The organism is Marinobacter sp. MDS2 (assembly GCF_030718085.1).
Classification (GTDB): domain Bacteria; phylum Pseudomonadota; class Gammaproteobacteria; order Pseudomonadales; family Oleiphilaceae; genus Marinobacter.
The window spans coordinates 1,538,355-1,555,607 of record NZ_JAVAJF010000001.1 but is presented as its reverse complement, the minus strand read 5'-3'; the positions used below and the strand labels follow the sequence as shown (position 1 = coordinate 1,555,607).

The 17,253-nt window shown below is 56.0% G+C and carries 17 protein-coding genes; 9 read left to right on the top strand and 8 right to left on the bottom strand.

Features of this window, described 5'->3' with window-relative positions; genetic code table 11:
- Window positions 1-16: 16 nt before the first annotated feature.
- Entirely contained in the window at window positions 17-2,164 is a 2,148-nt protein-coding gene (gene ppk1 / locus Q9245_RS07405) for a polyphosphate kinase 1 (protein ID WP_305896526.1), read from the top strand.
- Between the two features lie 51 nt (window positions 2,165-2,215).
- Window positions 2,216-3,508: a DUF945 family protein gene (locus tag Q9245_RS07400; protein ID WP_305896525.1), complete on the top strand. Its 1,293-nt coding sequence runs from the start codon at window positions 2,216-2,218 to the stop codon at window positions 3,506-3,508.
- A 55-nt stretch (window positions 3,509-3,563) separates the two neighbouring features.
- Here Q9245_RS07400 and coaD read toward each other — a convergent pair whose 3' ends face one another.
- The 4 genes from coaD to Q9245_RS07380 form a co-directional block, all read right to left on the bottom strand.
- Window positions 3,564-4,046: a pantetheine-phosphate adenylyltransferase gene (coaD, locus tag Q9245_RS07395; RefSeq protein WP_223134413.1), complete on the bottom strand. Its 483-nt coding sequence runs from the start codon at window positions 4,044-4,046 to the stop codon at window positions 3,564-3,566.
- Between the two features lie 278 nt (window positions 4,047-4,324).
- The gene (locus Q9245_RS07390; RefSeq protein ID WP_305896524.1) at window positions 4,325-5,923 is read right to left on the bottom strand and encodes a GMC family oxidoreductase; all 1,599 of its coding nucleotides are present in this window, start codon (window positions 5,921-5,923) and stop codon (window positions 4,325-4,327) included.
- A gap of 24 nt (window positions 5,924-5,947) precedes the next feature.
- Window positions 5,948-6,580, bottom strand: coding sequence for a hypothetical protein (locus tag Q9245_RS07385; protein ID WP_305896523.1), 633 nt, complete (start codon window positions 6,578-6,580; stop codon window positions 5,948-5,950).
- Window positions 6,581-6,680: 100 nt separating this feature from the next.
- Window positions 6,681-8,126, bottom strand: coding sequence for a coniferyl aldehyde dehydrogenase (locus tag Q9245_RS07380; protein WP_305896522.1), 1,446 nt, complete (start codon window positions 8,124-8,126; stop codon window positions 6,681-6,683).
- Between the two features lie 175 nt (window positions 8,127-8,301).
- Between Q9245_RS07380 and Q9245_RS07375 the strand changes: the two genes are divergently transcribed.
- Entirely contained in the window at window positions 8,302-8,973 is a 672-nt protein-coding gene (locus Q9245_RS07375) for a TetR/AcrR family transcriptional regulator (RefSeq protein ID WP_305896521.1), read from the top strand.
- Between the two features lie 180 nt (window positions 8,974-9,153).
- On the opposite strand, the gene yihA is transcribed toward Q9245_RS07375, so the two are convergent.
- Window positions 9,154-9,792 (bottom strand): ribosome biogenesis GTP-binding protein YihA/YsxC, encoded by a 639-nt coding sequence (gene yihA, locus Q9245_RS07370; RefSeq protein WP_305896520.1) that lies wholly within the window; start codon window positions 9,790-9,792, stop codon window positions 9,154-9,156.
- A 179-nt stretch (window positions 9,793-9,971) separates the two neighbouring features.
- Between yihA and Q9245_RS07365 the strand changes: the two genes are divergently transcribed.
- The 6 genes from Q9245_RS07365 to Q9245_RS07340 all read left to right on the top strand — a co-directional run bounded on the left by Q9245_RS07365 (window position 9,972) and on the right by Q9245_RS07340 (window position 15,723).
- Window positions 9,972-10,586, top strand: a complete 615-nt coding sequence (locus Q9245_RS07365) for a cytochrome c (protein WP_305896519.1) — start codon at window positions 9,972-9,974, stop codon at window positions 10,584-10,586.
- Window positions 10,587-10,771: 185 nt separating this feature from the next.
- Complete coding sequence (locus Q9245_RS07360; RefSeq protein WP_305896518.1) at window positions 10,772-11,407, top strand: thiol:disulfide interchange protein DsbA/DsbL; 636 nt, start codon at window positions 10,772-10,774, stop codon at window positions 11,405-11,407.
- Window positions 11,408-11,462: 55 nt separating this feature from the next.
- Window positions 11,463-12,326 carry an endonuclease/exonuclease/phosphatase family protein gene (locus Q9245_RS07355; RefSeq protein ID WP_305896517.1) on the top strand — a complete coding sequence of 288 codons (864 nt, stop codon included), beginning with the start codon at window positions 11,463-11,465 and terminating at the stop codon, window positions 12,324-12,326.
- A 239-nt stretch (window positions 12,327-12,565) separates the two neighbouring features.
- On the top strand, window positions 12,566-13,534 hold the full coding sequence (locus Q9245_RS07350; RefSeq protein WP_305896516.1) for an ABC transporter substrate-binding protein: 969 nt from the start codon (window positions 12,566-12,568) through the stop codon (window positions 13,532-13,534).
- Between the two features lie 98 nt (window positions 13,535-13,632).
- Window positions 13,633-14,667, top strand: coding sequence for a proline/glycine betaine ABC transporter permease (locus Q9245_RS07345; protein ID WP_305896515.1), 1,035 nt, complete (start codon window positions 13,633-13,635; stop codon window positions 14,665-14,667).
- A gap of 9 nt (window positions 14,668-14,676) precedes the next feature.
- The gene (locus Q9245_RS07340; protein ID WP_305896514.1) at window positions 14,677-15,723 is read left to right on the top strand and encodes a glycine betaine/L-proline ABC transporter ATP-binding protein; all 1,047 of its coding nucleotides are present in this window, start codon (window positions 14,677-14,679) and stop codon (window positions 15,721-15,723) included.
- A gap of 66 nt (window positions 15,724-15,789) precedes the next feature.
- Here Q9245_RS07340 and rpmG read toward each other — a convergent pair whose 3' ends face one another.
- The 3 genes from rpmG to radC form a co-directional block, all read right to left on the bottom strand.
- Window positions 15,790-15,945, bottom strand: coding sequence for a 50S ribosomal protein L33 (gene rpmG, locus Q9245_RS07335; RefSeq protein ID WP_114335424.1), 156 nt, complete (start codon window positions 15,943-15,945; stop codon window positions 15,790-15,792).
- A gap of 11 nt (window positions 15,946-15,956) precedes the next feature.
- Entirely contained in the window at window positions 15,957-16,193 is a 237-nt protein-coding gene (gene rpmB / locus Q9245_RS07330) for a 50S ribosomal protein L28 (RefSeq protein ID WP_114335425.1), read from the bottom strand.
- A gap of 218 nt (window positions 16,194-16,411) precedes the next feature.
- Complete coding sequence (radC, locus tag Q9245_RS07325) at window positions 16,412-17,086, bottom strand: DNA repair protein RadC (protein WP_305896513.1); 675 nt, start codon at window positions 17,084-17,086, stop codon at window positions 16,412-16,414.
- Between the last annotated feature and the right edge of the window lie 167 nt (window positions 17,087-17,253).

The following is a 17,253-nucleotide window of genomic DNA, read 5'->3' as shown; positions in this document are numbered from 1 at the left end:
ATGGATGCAGAGAGCGATGACTACGGAAACAACAAAAGCAAAATCAGTCACCAGCGACGATCTCAGCGTGCCCGCGCCCGTTGAGATTCCGCCGGTCGGCGAGCAGGTTAATCTGGATGCAAGCGAGAACTGGTTTAACCGGGAGCTGAGTCAGCTTCAGTTCAACTATCGGGTGCTGAAACAGGCCATGGATCCGGCGCATCCGCTGATTAACCGGCTGATTTTCTGCTGTATTTTCAGTAGTAATCTGGATGAGTTCTTCGAGATCCGGGTCGCCGGCCTGCGGGAGCAGCTGAAATACGGCCGGGAAACCGTGGGCGCGGATGGTATGCAGCCGGAACAGGCGTTGGCCGAGATCAGCCGTGTTGCTCATGAGTACATCGATGAGCAGTACGACATTCTGAACAACGTGCTGTTTCCCGAACTGGAAAAGCAGAACATCCACTTTATTCGTCGGCGGGAATGGACGCCCGCTCAGGCCGAGTGGGTCAGAAATTATTTTGATGACGAAATCCTTCCGGTGGTTAGCCCGATCGGGCTGGACCCTTCGCACCCGTTTCCGCGACTGGTCAACAAGAGTCTGAATTTCATTGTTGAACTGGATGGCAAAGACGCTTTCGGCCGGGAGACCGGCATGGCTATCCTGCCGGCTCCGCGCTCGTTGCCTCGCCTGGTTCGCCTGCCGGACGAAGTCTGTGACGGCGGTGAGAATCTGGTGTTCTTGTCGTCCATGATCCACGCTCATGCAGATGAGTTGTTCCCGGGCATGGAAGTGAAGGGCTGCTACCAGTTCCGCTTGACCCGCAATGCGGACCTGGAGCTGGAGGACGATCTGGAAGATCTGGCGTCGGCGCTGCGGGGTGAGTTGTTGAGTCGCCGCTTCGGTGACGGTGTGCGGCTAGAGGTGGCGGATAACTGCCCGGAAGAGCTGGTGCACTTCCTGTTGCATGAGTTTGGCCTTGGGGAACGGGATCTCTATCGGGTGAACGGCCCGGTAAACCTGACCCGGCTGCTGGCGGTGAGTGGCTTGGTGGAGCGGCCGGACCTGACCTATTCCAGTTTTTCACCGGCCATTCCGCGCCAGATTCGCAGCAAGGAATCGATGTTTGACGCCATTCGCAAGCGGCCGATTCTGCTGTCCCACCCGTTCGAGAACTTCAGTTCGGTGGTCGATTTGCTGCGCCAGGCGGCGAAAGATCCGCAGGTGTTGGCCATCCGGCAGACGCTTTACCGGGCCGGCACAGGGTCGGAAATTGTCGAGGCGTTGGCGGATGCCGCGCGCCGTGGCAAAGAGGTGACCGCAGTGATTGAGCTGAGGGCACGTTTCAGTGAGGCGGAAAACCTCGAGCTGGCCAGTCGGTTGCAGGAAGCCGGTGTCATCGTGGTGTACGGCGTGGTCGGTTATAAAACCCACGCCAAGATGTTGCTGATTGTCCGCCGGGAAGAGGGTAAGTTGAGTCGCTACGTGCACCTTGGCACGGGTAACTACCACGCTGGCAATGCGAGGCTTTACACGGATTACAGCTTCATGACGTGTGACGAGTCAATTGGCGATGACGTTAATAAGCTGTTTCAGCAGCTGACCGGTATGGGCAAGGCCCTGAAAATCAAAAAGCTGTTCCATGCACCGTTTTCCATGCACAAGCGTTTGATCAGTCTGATCGAACGGGAAACCGGTTATGGCGAGGAAGGCCGCATCATTTTCAAATTTAATGCGCTGACCGATGCCCAACTGATCAAGGCGCTTTATCGAGCCTCGCAAGCGGGAGTGCAAATTGATCTGATTGTTCGGGGTATCTGCTGCTTGCGCCCGGGTGTGCCGGGTTTGTCGGACAACATACGGGTCCGTTCGATCGTGGGGCGATTCCTGGAGCATACCCGTATCTATTACTTCGAGAACAAGGGTAAGCCTGATGTCTATTGCGCCAGTGCCGATGGTATGGAACGCAATATGTTGAGCCGCATAGAAGTGGCATTTCCTATTGAAGAACCGGCCCTCATTGCGCGGCTGCAAGAAGATCTGACCGCTTACCTGGCGGACAACTGTCAATCCTGGGTGTTGCAGCCCGATGGAAGCTATATCCAGAACCAACCGGCGGAGGGTGAGCCCAGAATGGCGGCGCAGTTGCTCCTGCTGGAAAGGCTGACCGGTAAGCCGAGTTAAGCGTTAGACGACGAACAATCAACCACGCAACCCGCGGATAGGACATAGATATTGAAACTGAACAAATGGACGATGATCGGCTCAGCCGTTTTACTGGTCGCGGGCGTGGCACCTTGGGCAGTGGGGTACGTGACTGAGCAACAGTGGCTGGAGGCGACCGAAGAGGTGAACCAGTCGCAGCCGTTTGTTCGGTTGGAGACTAACCGTTATCAGCGCGGCTTGTTCAGTGCCCAGGCCAGTGGGACATTGGCGCTGATCGATCCCGAGACCGGCGATACCAGCAACATCGATTTTCAGGTTGCCATTTCTCATGGCGTGACCGGTAGCTTGCTGGACTTCAGCCCCCGTGAGGGCTGGCAGTATGAAGGCGCCCACTGGTTCGAGGATGAAGAGCCGGCGTTAACGCTGGAAACCCGGCTTTGGGGGTCAGCGGTGGTGGAGTTTCAGGCGCCGCCGGTCACCTTTGAACAGCCCGGCCGATCGGAATCCGTCAGCGCCAGTGGTGGTTTCGCCCGGATAGATGTGGGGCGCATGGGTGAGCAGGCCGATGTCTTGCTGGTGTGGCCGGAGTTGAGCGTTTCGGGGCCGCAGGCCGATGTAACAATTGCAGGGCTGCAGGTTGAGCAAAGTATGGCTCTGCTCAGCGGAGATGTATGGACCGGGGCCGGCACAATGACGTTGGAATCTCTGGTGGTTAAAAGCGCAGAGCTTCCCGCCTTGATGGTGAGCAATGTGTTGTTCGAGACTCGCAGTGAAGCCAGCAATCATGGCCAGACCCTGGATTCGGAAGCGGCGCTGGATATTGAGAGTGTTAGCGTTGAAGGCAACACTTATGGGCCGCACCGGATAGCGGTGTCGGTTGATCGCTTGAATGTACCGAGTTGGAACAGTTTCAGCTCGGCGATGACGGATATGCAATTGATGGCAATGGATGCCGGCGCGGATCCGCGTTCTGCCTACGAGCAGCAAATGGCGCTGATGCAGCGGTTTAACGAGGCGGTACGTGGTTTGGCGGCAAGTGGCTTTTCCGTGGGCGTTCGGGAGCTGAGCCTGGATACGCCGGAGGGCGCGATTGAGGGGTCGCTGGATATCTCGCACCCTGAGTTATCCGAGGATGAGCGCGCCAATATGCTGATGGTGATGCAGCGTTTGGTGGGGTCGGTGAATCTGGCTATGCCGTTGGCTCTGGCTGAAGAATACCCGGCTGTACGCATGCAGTTGTCGCCGCTGATCAAGCAGGGGCTGCTGGTTCGTGACGGCGACGAGTTGGTGATGAAGGGGCAGATGGAAGATTTGGTGCTGGATATTAACGGCGTTCAGATTCCGCTGCCGCCGTTGCTTTAAGCCTGTTCTGGCACCACCGTTGACCGGTGGTGCTGCTTTCCCTTTCTTTGTGTTCTCAGGCTTTGCTGAATTTCTGCTTCAGGGCTTCAGCAACGGCTGGATCAACAAACTCCGATACATCGCCGCCCAGGGAGGCAATTTCCCGAATCAGGGTGGAGGAGATGTAGGACAAGTGGTTGGATGGCGTCAGGAACACGCTTTCCACTTCCGGTGCCAGTCGGCGGTTCATGTCGGCAAGCTGAAATTCGTATTCGAAATCTGATACTGCCCGCAGGCCACGCAGGATAACGCTGGCGTTTTGTTCCCGTACGAATTCTGCCAGTAGGTTGCTGAAGCCGGTGACGGTGACGTTGGGGACGTGTGCAGTGGCTTTTCTGACCAGTTCGCAGCGCTCGTCTAGATTGAGCAGTGGCTGCTTTTTGGGGTTGTAGGCAACGGCGACGACGATTTCATCAAACATGCGGCCGGCCCGTTCTATGAGGTCGGTGTGGCCATTGGTGATGGGGTCAAAGGTGCCTGGGTAGATTACTTTTGGCATGCACAGCTCCTTGGTTTTTATACCCGGTAGCATAGCAGTATTGGTTTTCGGGCTGTAGCCCTGTGCTTTTGATCCGGGGCTTTTGCATCGGATTGCTTGAGTTGGAGTTAGCACAGTGCGAGGGTTGTCTTCCGGGAGACGCTACGAGCACATCCTTGTGCGCTTCTTTCGGGCCGTCCTTGGCCCTCAAGACTCCCGGAAGACAACCCTCACCCTGTGCCTCGGGCTCATCCATAGTCGCCCCGACAGCGACAGTTCGCGCTACTTTTGCCGTTTAATCAGCTTTTCGCTGCCAGCTTCTGAGCCAGTCTCACGCTGTTTCTAGCCGCCAGTGCGTAAACCGACAGCTGCGGGTTTGCGCCGATGCTGGTGGGGAAGATGGAGGCGTCGTGCACGCTCAGGTTGGCCACGTGGTGGTGTTCGCCGAAGCCGTTGACCACCGACTCTTCCGGATTGCTGCCCATGCCGCAGCCGCCCATTTGGTGCGCGGTGAAGATTCGGGCACGGTGGGGCCTCATCGGAAGCTCGTTGATGGCGGCTTTGGCTTCTTTCCAGCTGGTGTACCAGGCCGAGTCCATGTGTATGGCCTGGACCGCTTCTGCGCCCGCGGCGAATTGGATTTCGGCCATGTCGAGGTAGGACTGGCGGATGCCATCCCACAGGTAGTCGGTGATGGGGTAATCGAGTACGGGGCTGCCATCGTCGCGCAGGCTGACGGTGCCGCCGGGGCTTTCGGGGTGGAAGCCGTCCCGGAGCAGGGCAATGACGGACTGGAGCCAGGGCAGTTGGCCCAGATTATCGCGCTGCAGTTGGCCGTGGCCCGGTACAACGCCAGCCGCCATGCCGGGGTGTAACGGTGGGACTTCGAGTTTGTAGCCTATGGGGCCGTCGTGGCCGTTTTTGAAGTTGAATTCATCCGAGTAAATGGACTGCGGTGCGCCGTAGAAAGGCTCTACTTTGGCCGGCATACGGGCGACGGTGGCGCTGACCGGGTGGATGAATGAGCGTTTGCCTACGCGGTTGTGTGGGTCCGGCAGGTCGGAACGCAACAGCAGTCCCGGGGAGCCGATGGCGCTGGCGGCGACCACGAAATGGTTGGCCTTCAGGGTGACGGTGACTCCGGATGGGGTAACGCCGTCTGGCCCCATGGCGGTGGCTTGCAGGTGGTCGATGCGGTCTTGTTTCATGACCAGTCGCTCGGCGCGCAGGCCGTGGAACATTTGGGCCTGGTTGTCGAGTGCGCCGGGGATGGTGGTCATCAGGGCGCCTTGTTTGGCATTGGTCGGGCAGCCTACCCCGCAGTAGCCCGAATTCCAGCAGCCGTTGACGTTGCGCGGAATGGTTTGCCAGGAGTATCCGAGTGCTTCGCAACCGTCCCGTAAGATGCTGTTGTTCTGGTTGGGCGGTGTTAGCCAGGGTGCCATGGTGTGGCGTTCTTCTCGCCCGTCGAACCAAGGCGCCATGACATCCGGGGCCAGTCCTTCCAGCCCGAAGGTTTCGCGCCAATAATTCAGCGTTTGCTCGGGTGTGCGGAAGCTGCTGGTCCAGTTGACGGTGGTCGAACCACCCACGCAGCGGCCCTGCAGAATGGAGATGGCGCCATCGGCGGTGGTGCGGCTCATGCCTTCCTGGTAGAGCGTGGCGTAGGCGGTTTGTTCGTCCATTTTGAAGTCTTTCTGGTAATACAGGCCACCTTCTTCGACCAATATTACCGAAAAGCCTTGTTTGGACAGGATTTCAGCGGTGGTGCCGCCGCCGGCGCCAGTGCCGATGACAACAACGTCGGCTTCGACGGTCTGGTTTTCGGTCAGTTTGCTGGCATCGACCACGTTCCAGCCGGAAGCCAGGCCCCGGGCGATGGGATCATTCATGGACATAGTGCTCTCCGTTTTCCGGGGTCATCAGGCATTTTTGAATTGAGGTAACGCATCAACCATCCAGGCGGGTGGCCCCGGGTAACCGGTCAGGTGCCATTGATTCTGGTGACCATAAAAGGCGACGTTGGCGATTTTGCTCAGCGCGATGTAGCCGTTGTTCAATAGACCGAGGCGGCTCGTGCGCCAGCGGTTCAGGAACGCATCGGCTTCTTTGGTGGTGACCGATGGCCAGTCGGACCATACCCGTGCCAGAGCGATGCGGGTGGGGGCAAAGTTGAGCAAGTCGAAGAGTTTTCGCAGTTCTTTCTGGTTCGGGGCCCCGAACTGGACGATACCTTGATCAATTCGTTCAATGGTGGCAGCAATCTCAAACTGACGTTTGTTGGGGGCTTCAGGTAATGCACCGGCAAACAGGGCCGGTAGCAAGGCTTCAAACAGCGCGATGTCGTCTGTACTCAAAAACTGAAATTGATAACTGGCATTCATCCGGCTTTCAACGGCACTGATTCGACCTGCGGGCGCAGTTGAACAGCCAGAGAGGCCCGCGGTCATGCTGACAGTGCCCAAAAACAGGGCGCCGCCCACGCCGGTTTTCAGAAAGCTTCGTCGGCTCAGTTGGGGAGTGGTTTCAGCAGAGAGGGTTGGCTGATCGGGCATGTGGCACCTGTGCTGGTTGTGTATGAAGGTTGGCCGGGCTCCGAAGGTTGGCACAGGATCGGGAAGGATTACCCGATGCCTGTGCCGGTCTGGGCCGTTGTTAGCGGATGAACAGTTTGTAGATCATTTTGTGCGCGGCAGTGCCGTGCGGTGCGTATACGAACTTGCCGCTGTTGAATTTCTGTTTGCTAAAGATCGACCGGTGGTGGGAGAAGGTCATAAAGCCTTCTTTGCCATGGTAATGGCCCATACCGGAATCCCCGACCCCGCCGAAGGGCAGGTCGTCCTGGGCCACATGCATCAAGGCATCGTTTATGCACATGCCGCCGGAGTGGGTCTGGGCGATGATGTGTTCCTGCTGGTCTTTGTCGTAGCCAAAGAAGTACAGGGCCAGCGGCCGAGGACGATCGTTGATGTAATGAATCGCATCGTCCAGATCCGAGTAGGTGACGATGGGAAGAATCGGCCCGAAGATTTCATCCTGCATCACCTTCATGTCCTCGGTGGTGTTGAGTACCAAGGTCAAGGGAATCTTGCGGGTGCCGTCTTTCATGTGTTCGTTGGCAGGATTGATCTCGATAACCTCGGCACCTTTGGCGCGGGCATCCTCGAGATAGCTTTGCAGCCGGTCGTACTGCCGTTCGTTGATGATGGCGGTGTAGTCGTCGTTATCGCGCAGACTCGGATACATGGTTGAAGCCTGAGCGCGGAATTCATCCACAAAAGCCTGCACCCGATCTTTCGGACAAAGCACATAATCCGGGGCGACGCAGGTTTGGCCGGCGTTGATGGCCTTACCGAACGCTATGCGCTGGGCGGCATCGGAAAGCGGCACGTCGGGCGAGACAACGGCGGGGGATTTGCCGCCGAGTTCCAGTGTAACCGGTGTCAGGTTTTCGGCCGCGGCCCGCATCACCAATTTGCCCACGGAGGTAGAGCCGGTGAACAGCAGATGATCGAACGGACGCTGGGAGAAATCGGCTGCCACATCGGCTTCGCCTGTCACAACTGCGACCAGGTCTTCCGGGAACATGCTCTCGATGATCTCTTTAAACAGCGCCGAGGTGTGAGGCGTGAACTCGGACATTTTGACCATGGTCCGGTTTCCTGCGGCCAATGACGCAACCAGCGGCCCTACGGCAAGATACAAAGGATAGTTCCAGGGCACGATGACGCCGACCACGCCTTTTGGCTGGTAATGAACCTTGTTGCTGGCGGGCTGAAACAGCACGGAGACATGGCGCTTTGAGGGCTTCATCCAGCTGTCGAGATTTTTCAGGGTGTAGTTGATACCCTGAATCGAAGGCATCATCTCGGCAATCAGCGTTTCGTCTTTCGAGCGGCAGCTGAAGTCGCGATCGATGGCTTCCAGCAAACGCTCCTGGTTGGCGAGCAGCGCTCGCTTCAGCCGCTTGAGGTTCTCCTTGCGTTCAGACGCAGAGGGCATCGGATTATTCCGGAATGCTTTCTTCTGGAGCTGGTGAATCCGGTGGGTGTGTTGAATCTGCGTTTTGCTTTCCGTCATCTGAACGACAGTGGCTACCATTGTGCTATCTCCTTGAGCTGTCCAGTCAAGGTGCTGGAAGCTGTTGTTGTTGGCGCTTGGTGTATGAAATTTGCGCTAACGGCTATTATTAGAGTATATACTCTACTCAGTCAAGAAATGCTGGGTGGCCTAATGGGCCATCCTCAATGTGATAACAACAAACTGCGGCGTGAGCATGAAGACCAGAGACAAAATTCTGTTGGCGAGCCTCGAGCTTTTTAACGAGCGAGGGGAACGGAACACAACCACGAATCATATTGCCGCCCATCTGGCGATCTCTCCGGGTAATCTGTATTACCACTTCCGGAACAAGTCGGACATCATTTACGAGATCTTTCAGGAATACGAAAAGCTGGTCGATTACTACCTGGATATTCCGGAAGACCGGCCGTTGACGGTGGCTGACATGACCTTCTATCTCGAGTCTGTATTTGATGGCTTGTGGAGCTACCGGTTTTTCCATCGGGATCTTGAATACCTGCTGGATTGCGATCCTCGATTGCGGAGCGATTATCGTGACTTTACCAACCGCTGTCTGGCGGCGATGAAAACAATTTTCGAGAAGTTGGCGGACTCCGGCATTGTGCAGAAGCAGCCGGAAGAGTTGCGTGAAGTCATGGCGCTGAATATCTGGCTGGTGGTGACCAACTGGATGGCATTTTTGAAGACGGCCCATGCCAGTACCGGCGATGAAGGCTTAAGCCTGACGGCCCTCAAACAGGGTATTTATCAGGTGTTGACCCTTGAAATGCCCTATTTGATGCCAGAGTATCGTGATGAGGTGATGGCGTTGAGAGAGAAGTATCGTCCGGCTCTGCCGGAAAAGTGCAGCGCGGTTGTGGCTTGAACTGAATAAAAACTGAACTTCTTCGAAACCCTGCGGTCGAACGAATTACAGCAGGAAACCGGACTTTTCTGCTGCTCCTGAGTGAGTTCTCAGGTTGCCCCTTTCGGGGGGCAAAGCACGTCGCAAACCCTGACGTTTTACCGGCCTACCACAGGTAGGCCGGCTTTTTCTGCGCTGCAATCAGTCTTCGGCCTCTTCAGGGGCTTCCAACCAGTTCGTCAGTGCCGCCCGGCATTCATCAAGGCCCAGCTTAGAGGTGGCCGAGAACATCACCAGATGTTCCACGTATTCGTACTTCTTCAGTTTGTTCGCAATGCCCAGCATCGCCGTTTTGGCCTGGCCAAACTTCAATTTGTCGGCTTTGGTGGCCAGAATCATCAGGGGCAGCTTGTTGTGCTCGCACCATTCGATCATCATCTGGTCAAATTCGGTCAGCGGGTGACGAATGTCCATAACCAAAACCAATCCGCGCAAGCAGCGACGCTCATTCAGATAGTGTCCCAGATGTTTTTGCCAGTCATCTTTCATGTCCCGGGAGACTTTTGCGTAGCCGTAGCCCGGCAAATCCACCAAGTGCATGTTTTCTTTGTTCAGACTGAAAAAGTTGATCAGTCGTGTGCGCCCGGGCGTTTTACTGGTCCGGGCCAGTTTGCCGTTGACGGTGATGGCGTTGAGTGCGCTGGATTTGCCGGCGTTAGAGCGGCCAGCAAAGGCAACCTCGGCACCGTAATCGGGCGGGCACTCGTCCAGCTTGGAGGCGCTGATTAAAAATCGGGCGCTGTTGAATGAGACGCTTTTTTGAGTCAGATCAGGGTCCACGACGGTTGCTGTTCCTTTGGATTTCAGTTATCGACGATTAATGTATAATGCTACACCAAATTCCGGCGGCACGCTGCGCGTTCCGCTGTCAGTCCCGGTTTTGAGCCTGATCCAACAGGGCCATCCGGCGAATAACCAGAATACTTTCAAGATTCTAAGATGAGAGAAGCGGAGCGGGCATGAAAAGACTGATCGCAGGAGTGGTTCTCGGAGTTAGCTTGTCAACGATGGCTCACGGGGCAGGAGATCCGGCAGCGGGTGAACAGAAAGCTGCCGTGTGCGCGGCCTGTCATGGCCAGGGTGGCGGCAAGCCGATGATGGCGAGTTACCCGAAATTGACCGGTTTGGGTGAAAAGTACCTGTACCGTCAGCTGACAGACATTAAATCCGGAGATCGTTCTGTACCGGAGATGACCGGTATTCTGACCAACATGACGGATCAGGATCTGAAAGATCTGGCGGCTTACTTCAACAAGCAAGAGCTGGTGGTTAATCAGGCAAACGATGACGCTGAGCTGATTGCGCAAGGTCAGGCTATTTTCCGTGGCGGTAACATGGCTTCTGGCGTGCCGGCATGCGCTGGCTGTCATAACCCGAGCGGAAAGGGGAACGAGCCTGCTGGTTACCCGGCTCTGGGTGGCCAGAATGCAGAGTACATCGCCAAGCAGCTTCAGGCCTACCGTGATGGCACTCGTGCTACCACGGCGAATGCCGGCATCATGGTAGATGTGGCTTCCAAGTTGACCGACGCTGAAATCGAAGCGGTTGCCAACTACGCATCCGGCCTGCACTGATTCCGATCAGTTCTGTCAGATCAGAAAACCCCGCTCCGGCGGGGTTTTTGTTTTTGGGGAGAAGGCAGAGGCTTAATCATCCGTAATTATTTCCTGTTGCGCCCGGTGGAACTTTTGAGCGTGGCTGGGTCATAATCGAACGCCTTAAATAGAACGAATAACCACGCTAAAGCTCGGAGAGTTTCATGATCAGAACCCTAAGCCTGATAGTAACCATGGCCGCATCGCTGGCTTTCAGTGGCTTCGCCAGTTCCGACACCTGGCAAAACGGTGTGCATTACCGCACCTTGAGCACGCCGGTCAGCACCGCTTCCGACAGCGGAGTCGAGGTGGCTGAAGTGTTCTGGTATGGCTGCCCCCACTGCTACAACTTCAAGCCACTGTCAGAGGCGTGGGAAGAACAAGCGCCGGATTACGTGAATTATGTTCGCCTGCCGGCCGTGCTCGGTGAGAGCTGGGCACCGCACGCCTTTGCGTTTTACGCGTTGGAGTCCATGGGCCAGCTGGATAAGGTGCACGATGCCTTGTTCGAAGCATTGGCGAGTGAGCGACGTCCGCTGAACTCGGCGGAATCACTGGCGGATTTCGTGGCGGGTTACGGTGTGGACGCCGAGGCCTTTGTCGATGCTTACAACAGTTTTGCCGTTCGGTCGCGTGTGCGCCAGGCGCAAACCAAAATTATGGGTGCGCAAGTTACCGGGACACCGACTATGCTGGTTAACGGAAAGTACGTGGTCAATGCAACCATGGCCCGGGGGCATGAAAACGTGCTGAAGGTTGTCGATTACCTGGTCAGCAAAGAGCACGGAGTATCGGAATAAGGGAGACGTCTGATGCGTGCGGCTTTCAGGGTTTCTGTTCAGCTTACGGGCGATTATGTATAAACGGATTCGTAGCCAGATCAACGGCATATTGAAATCACAGGAAGCCGCCCCGCGTGGTGCGTGTTCGGGAAGCGAACACGTGCCTGACTTTGAGCCCCATCGCCATATCCGGCTGTTAACCTTTAACATTCAGGTGGGTATCAACACCTCTTCGTATCGTCACTACGTGACTCGTAGCTGGCAGCATTTCCTTCCCAATCGCCGTCGCTTTGAAAACCTTGACCGCATTGCCACGCTGTTGAAACAGTACGATGTGGTCGCGTTGCAGGAATGCGATGGTGGCAGCTTGCGCAGTGGCTACGTGAATCAGGTCCAATATCTGGCCGAGGCCGCCGGGATACCGTATTGGTACCAGCAGCTGAACCGGAACCTTGGCCAGTTTGCCCAACACAGCAACGGATTCTTGAGTCGCTACCGCCCCTTGGATGTCACGGAGCACAAGCTGCCCGGGCTGATACCGGGCAGAGGCGCGATCGTCGCGCGTTATGGTCTGGAAGAAGATCCATTGGTGTTGGTACAGATGCATCTGTCGTTGAGCAAATCCGCGCAACAGCGCCAACTCGGCTTTGTCCGCGACCTGATCAGCAAATATCAGCATGTGGTGTTGATGGGAGATATGAATGCCCATGCCGAGCAATTACTTACCCAAACGCCTCTCCGTGAAACCGATCTGGTTCCGTTACCGGCGACCGCGCATAGCTTTCCAAGCTGGCGTCCCGAAAAGGCTCTGGACCACATTCTGGTCAGCCCGTCGCTGGAAATTCGTCAGTCCGGTGTGGTGAGCTACCCGGTCTCCGATCACCTGCCTATCTCACTCGACATTGCCTTGCCGAAGGGCTACCTCGAAACCTTTTAGCTGCCCCGGCTGTGTCATTTTAAGCGACCGATTTTGGTAAATATCTTGTAACTTCGAGCGAACGTCTTATGCTTAGAAGTCTAAGGATTGTAATGAGTCTGGGTGATCGCAGGGGCTTTGTCGCGGCGACCACGCAATTTCGGCTTGCTTCGATAGTCTGAGTTATCTCGTTGTTCGTATTGATTATTGTGGTGTCTAGCCGAAGCCTCCAGATACGTTAATACCGACGGGAGTGAGTTATGAGAAAGCTTTCCTATACAGCATTGCTTTGTGCCCTAACGATACCTTCGCTGGCAAGTGCCGATTGCGGCGAGGTGTCGATAACGGAAATGAACTGGGCCTCGAATACGGTGGTGACCAGTGTGGCCAAGTTCATCATGGAGCAGGGCTACGGTTGTGAGGTGACCGTGGTGCCCTCGGACACGGTGCCAGCCGTGACCTCTGTTGCCGAGAACGGCGAGCCGGATATTGTGACCGAGCTTTGGAAAAACTCGGCGGGTGAAGCCTACGAACGGTTGGAAGCTGAAGGGAAAATCAAGCCGCTCACTAAAGTGCTGAGGCCCGGCGGTATTGAGGGTTGGTGGATTCCGACCTATCTGGCGGAGAAGCATCCGGAATTGGCCACTATCGAAGGGATTATGGCCAACCCTGAGCTGGTGGGTGGCCGCTTCAACAACTGCCCCGATGGTTGGGGCTGCCGTGTAGCGAACGACAATCTGGTTCGGGCGCTGGATCTTGAGTCGGCTGGTATCGATGTGTTCAACCACGGCTCGGGTGAAACCCTGGCTTCGTCGATGGCATCTGCTGTGCAGAAGCAGGAACCTTGGTTCGGCTATTACTGGGGCCCAACCGTTCCGCTTGGCAAGTTCGACATGACTCGGGTCAAACTGGGTGAGTACAAGCCAGAAGTGCATGCGAAGAACCAGTCGCCCGATGCCGATAATCCTACCGTGTCTGAATTTCCGGCTGCGACGGTGCTGACCACCGTAACGCCGGATTTCGAAGATCGCGAGCCAGAAGTGGCGGAAATGCTGGCTCAGCTAAGTTTTGAAACCGAAACCATGAGTGCGTTGTTGGCATGGATGGACGCCAACAACGCCACGGCGGAGGAAGCCGCAGTGTACTACCTGACCAATTATGGCGAAGAGTGGTCTTCCTGGCTGAATGACGATGCCAGAAAGCGTCTGAGCCGAGTGCTAGGAGACTAAAGCGCTCATCCACTGCCTGGCTTACCGCCGTCAGGTGAGCCGGGCATGTACCGATTCTCCCATTTCTTATCGACGGTTTTCTAACACAGGCATAGCCGATGGCAACATACGACTGGTTGTTCTCAAACTTGGGTCTGAAGGAGTGGTGTGGCCAAAATAAGAACTCTGGCCCCTTATCCATGGCCGACTTGCTGGCCAAGAGCAAAGGAAAGGATGCCGAATCCGAATCTCTGTGGGACTTGCCGTTTCCCTCGATGGATGCGCTGAACGAATCGTGCGCGGCGTTCCCGAAATCCCGCGATCTCACCAAAGGGCTCGAGCAAGGCTTTCTGGAAGTCAAAGACAGCCTGAGCCTGGTGCTAGACCCGCTCACCCAGCCCCTGAGCTGGTTTCTTGATGGTTCGCTCTACGTCATGCTCAGCACACCGTGGTGGATTGTGATTCCGGTGATGTTGGCGGTGGTGTTTTTGGTGAGCAAGTCCTGGAGGCTGGTAGCGTTTGTTGCGTTCTCCATCGGCCTGCTGGCCTTTATTGATTACTACGAATACGCGATGCAGACCCTGGCCATTATCTTCGTCTGTGCCTTCTTGTGTGTCTTGATCGGAGTCCCGATAGGGATCGCCATGGCAAGAAATGACTGGTTGCAACGAGGCACGATACCGGTGTTGGATATGCTGCAGACTTTGCCCCCGTTCGTGTACCTGATTCCGCTGATCTTTCTGTTCAGCGTGACAGAATCCAAGTTGTACGGCATTGCCATTATCCTCTATGCCATCGTGCCGGTGGTTCGGCTGACCGATCTCGGCATTCGTTTGGTGGACAAGGAGGTGATTGAGGCCGCTGATGCGTTCGGCATGACGCCCCGGCAAAAGCTGTTCAAGGTCCAGATCCCGTTGGCGTTGCCGAATATTATGGCGGGCGTGAATCAGACCATCATGATGAGTCTGGCGATGGTGGTGATTGCGTCACTGGTGTCTGCTCCGGGGTTGGGCGTCTTGGTGTTGCGTGGCATTCGGAACCTGGAGTTGGGTGTGGGGCTGGTTTCTGGTCTTGGCATTGTGTTGCTGGCCGTCATACTTGATCGTGTCACCAAGGCCTCTCTGGCCCGGGTCAATTCCGCACAGAAACAGTGAGGCAGTATCGTGGCAAAGCATGTCAAAATCGCGATTCGCAACTTGTACAAGATTTTTGGGCCAGAGCCGGAGGTTGCTCTTGAGCATGTGAAACAGGGCGTTAGCAAGGCCGGATTGCAAGACGAGCACGGGCACGTGCTTGGCCTCAAAGACATCAATGTGGATGTGCATGAAGGCGAAGTGACCGTCATCATGGGCTTGTCCGGTTCCGGGAAGTCAACGATGATTCGCCATCTCAACCGCCTGATTGAACCTACCGCAGGCGAAATCCTGTTCGATGGTGAAGATGTCCTGGCGTTGGGAGAGGACGGCTTGCGGGCATTGCGGCGTCAGAAAATGTCCATGGTGTTTCAGAAGTTTGCGTTGTTGCCTCATAAAACGGTGCTGGAAAACGCCGGTTTGTCTTGGGAGATTTCCGGCCAGGGCCGTGAAGCTTATGAAGAAGAGGCTCGCAAGTGGTTGGCCCGTGTTGGTTTGGAGGGCAGCGAGGAGCAGTATCCCCACCAGTTGTCTGGCGGTATGCAGCAGCGGGTCGGAATTGCGCGTGCTCTGGTGTCCAATTCCCCGGTCATGCTGATGGATGAAGCCTTCTCGGCTCTTGACCCGCTGATTCGCTCGGATATGCAGGACCTGTTGCTGGAATTGCAGGCAGAACTGCACAAGACTATTGTGTTCATCACCCACGATCTGGACGAAGCGCTGAAGCTGGCAGACCATCTGGTCATTCTTAAAGATGGTGAGGTGGTGCAGCAGGGCGATCCTCAGGGCATATTGTTGAAGCCGAACGATCCATACATCATCGATTTTATCAGCGACATTAATCGCGCCCGGGTATTGAGAGTGCGTTCGGTCATGGAGCCTGTCAGCGACGCGGAGTCGTTTGCCGGCGATGTACTCGAGACGGATAACCTGGAATCGGTTCTGGCCAAATCGGGGGGCGATGTGAGTCAGGTGTTTCGGGTTGTGCGTGACGGCCATCCGGTCGGACGTCTTGCGATGACCGAGCTGACCAAAGCTTTGGTGCCGACAGAGGGAAGCGGGGCAAGGGTGTCCTAGTTACCCGGCTTGCAGGCAATAAAAAACCCGGCTCGAGAGCCGGGTTTTTCGTGGAGGCAGGACCAATTACTTGATCTTGGCTTCCTTGTACGCAACGTGCTTACGGACAACCGGATCGTACTTTTTGATCTCGATTTTTTCCGGGGTGTTACGCTTGTTCTTCATGGTCGTGTAGAAGTGACCGGTGTTTGCTGACGATACCAGCTTAATTTTTTCGCGCATGATGCAGCTCCTTAAAATTTCTCGCCGCGGGCACGAAGATCGGCCAGTACAGCGTCAATACCTTTTTTATCGATGATGCGCATGCCCTTGGTGGATACGCGCAGCTTCACAAAACGCTTCTCGGACTCAACCCAGAAACGGTGGTTCTGCAGATTCGGCAGAAAACGACGACGAGTGTGATTCATCGCGTGGGATACGTTGTTACCGGTAACCGGACGCTTACCGGTAACCTGACAAACTCTGGACATACATGCCTCCGACCTGAGCACTGGTCTATCAATGCGAATTCGTTATTTAACGCGTCTCTGGTTGCTCCGGAGCTAACTTTGCTACCGGTTCGCGCCTGTAAACTGGGCGCAACACGCCAGATACCGCCAGAAAGGGACGCTTTTATACCAGAACCGGGGGCCCAACGCAAAAAATTGTTGGGATTTTGGCCAGTTTTTCGGTGGCGACCTCATGGCGGTTACATCAACCCTCTTTCAGCGAGGGATATTACCTCACCGTGACCGATAACCATATGGTCAAGAACCCTGATATCGACCAACCCCAGAGCTTCTTTCAGGCGACGGGTCAGCGAAATGTCCGCCTGACTCGGTTCTGCTACTCCGGACGGGTGATTGTGCGCGAAAATCACCGCCGCTGCATTATCTTCCAGGGCCTGACGGACCACTTCCCGCGGGTACACGGCGGCGCCGTCGATGGTGCCCCGAAACAGCTCGCGGTACTGAATAACGCGATGGCGGTTATCAAGAAACAAGCCGGCGAAGACCTCGTGCGGATACGTGGCCAGGCGGCTGGTCAGGAAGCGTCGGGTGTCGGCGGGTGAACGCAGCGGATCGCCTTGGCGCAGCGGTTCGTCCATCACCCGTCTTGCCATTTCCATGGCGGCCTGCACCTGCGCGTATTTTGCAGTGCCCAGACCTTTTACTTGGCAAAACTGGCGGCGGGAGGCGGTCATCAGGCCACGCAGGCTTGAGAATTCTTCGATCAGGTGGCGCGCCATGGCCATTACCGGCATGCCGGCGGTACCGGTGCGCAAAAATATCGCCAGGAGTTCGGCATCCGACAAAGATTCGGCACCGTGGGCAAGCAGACGTTCACGTGGCCGCTCGTCGTTGGGCCAATGGGGTTCGTTCATATTGCGTCCTTGCGAGTGGTCGTTAACCCGTGCGTCCTGCACGTGGTTCTCAAAGTTACAAAGGGTACTCGAAAAGGTAACATTTGGTAAACGGAACAATCGTGCGTGCAGGCTGCGCTGTCAGGGCTCGCATGCTATCTTACAAGTCTTTCATTTTACGGGATTAC

Excerpts from the sequence above, each read along its gene's own strand:
- ppk1 (WP_305896526.1), top strand. The coding sequence starts at position 17 with ATGACTACGGAAACAACAAAAGCAAAATCAGTCACCAGCGACGATCTC.
- coaD (WP_223134413.1), bottom strand. The coding sequence starts at position 4,046 with ATGCCAAAAGTAATCTACCCAGGCACCTTTGACCCCATCACCAATGGC.
- Q9245_RS07390 (WP_305896524.1), bottom strand. The coding sequence starts at position 5,923 with ATGTCCATGAATGATCCCATCGCCCGGGGCCTGGCTTCCGGCTGGAAC.
- Q9245_RS07385 (WP_305896523.1), bottom strand. The coding sequence starts at position 6,580 with ATGCCCGATCAGCCAACCCTCTCTGCTGAAACCACTCCCCAACTGAGC.
- Q9245_RS07380 (WP_305896522.1), bottom strand. The coding sequence starts at position 8,126 with ATGGTAGCCACTGTCGTTCAGATGACGGAAAGCAAAACGCAGATTCAA.
- Q9245_RS07375 (WP_305896521.1), top strand. The coding sequence starts at position 8,302 with ATGAAGACCAGAGACAAAATTCTGTTGGCGAGCCTCGAGCTTTTTAAC.
- Q9245_RS07365 (WP_305896519.1), top strand. The coding sequence starts at position 9,972 with ATGAAAAGACTGATCGCAGGAGTGGTTCTCGGAGTTAGCTTGTCAACG.
- Q9245_RS07360 (WP_305896518.1), top strand. The coding sequence starts at position 10,772 with ATGATCAGAACCCTAAGCCTGATAGTAACCATGGCCGCATCGCTGGCT.
- Q9245_RS07355 (WP_305896517.1), top strand. The coding sequence starts at position 11,463 with ATGTATAAACGGATTCGTAGCCAGATCAACGGCATATTGAAATCACAG.
- Q9245_RS07350 (WP_305896516.1), top strand. The coding sequence starts at position 12,566 with ATGAGAAAGCTTTCCTATACAGCATTGCTTTGTGCCCTAACGATACCT.
- Q9245_RS07345 (WP_305896515.1), top strand. The coding sequence starts at position 13,633 with ATGGCAACATACGACTGGTTGTTCTCAAACTTGGGTCTGAAGGAGTGG.
- rpmG (WP_114335424.1), bottom strand. The coding sequence starts at position 15,945 with ATGCGCGAAAAAATTAAGCTGGTATCGTCAGCAAACACCGGTCACTTC.
- rpmB (WP_114335425.1), bottom strand. The coding sequence starts at position 16,193 with ATGTCCAGAGTTTGTCAGGTTACCGGTAAGCGTCCGGTTACCGGTAAC.
- radC (WP_305896513.1), bottom strand. The coding sequence starts at position 17,086 with ATGAACGAACCCCATTGGCCCAACGACGAGCGGCCACGTGAACGTCTG.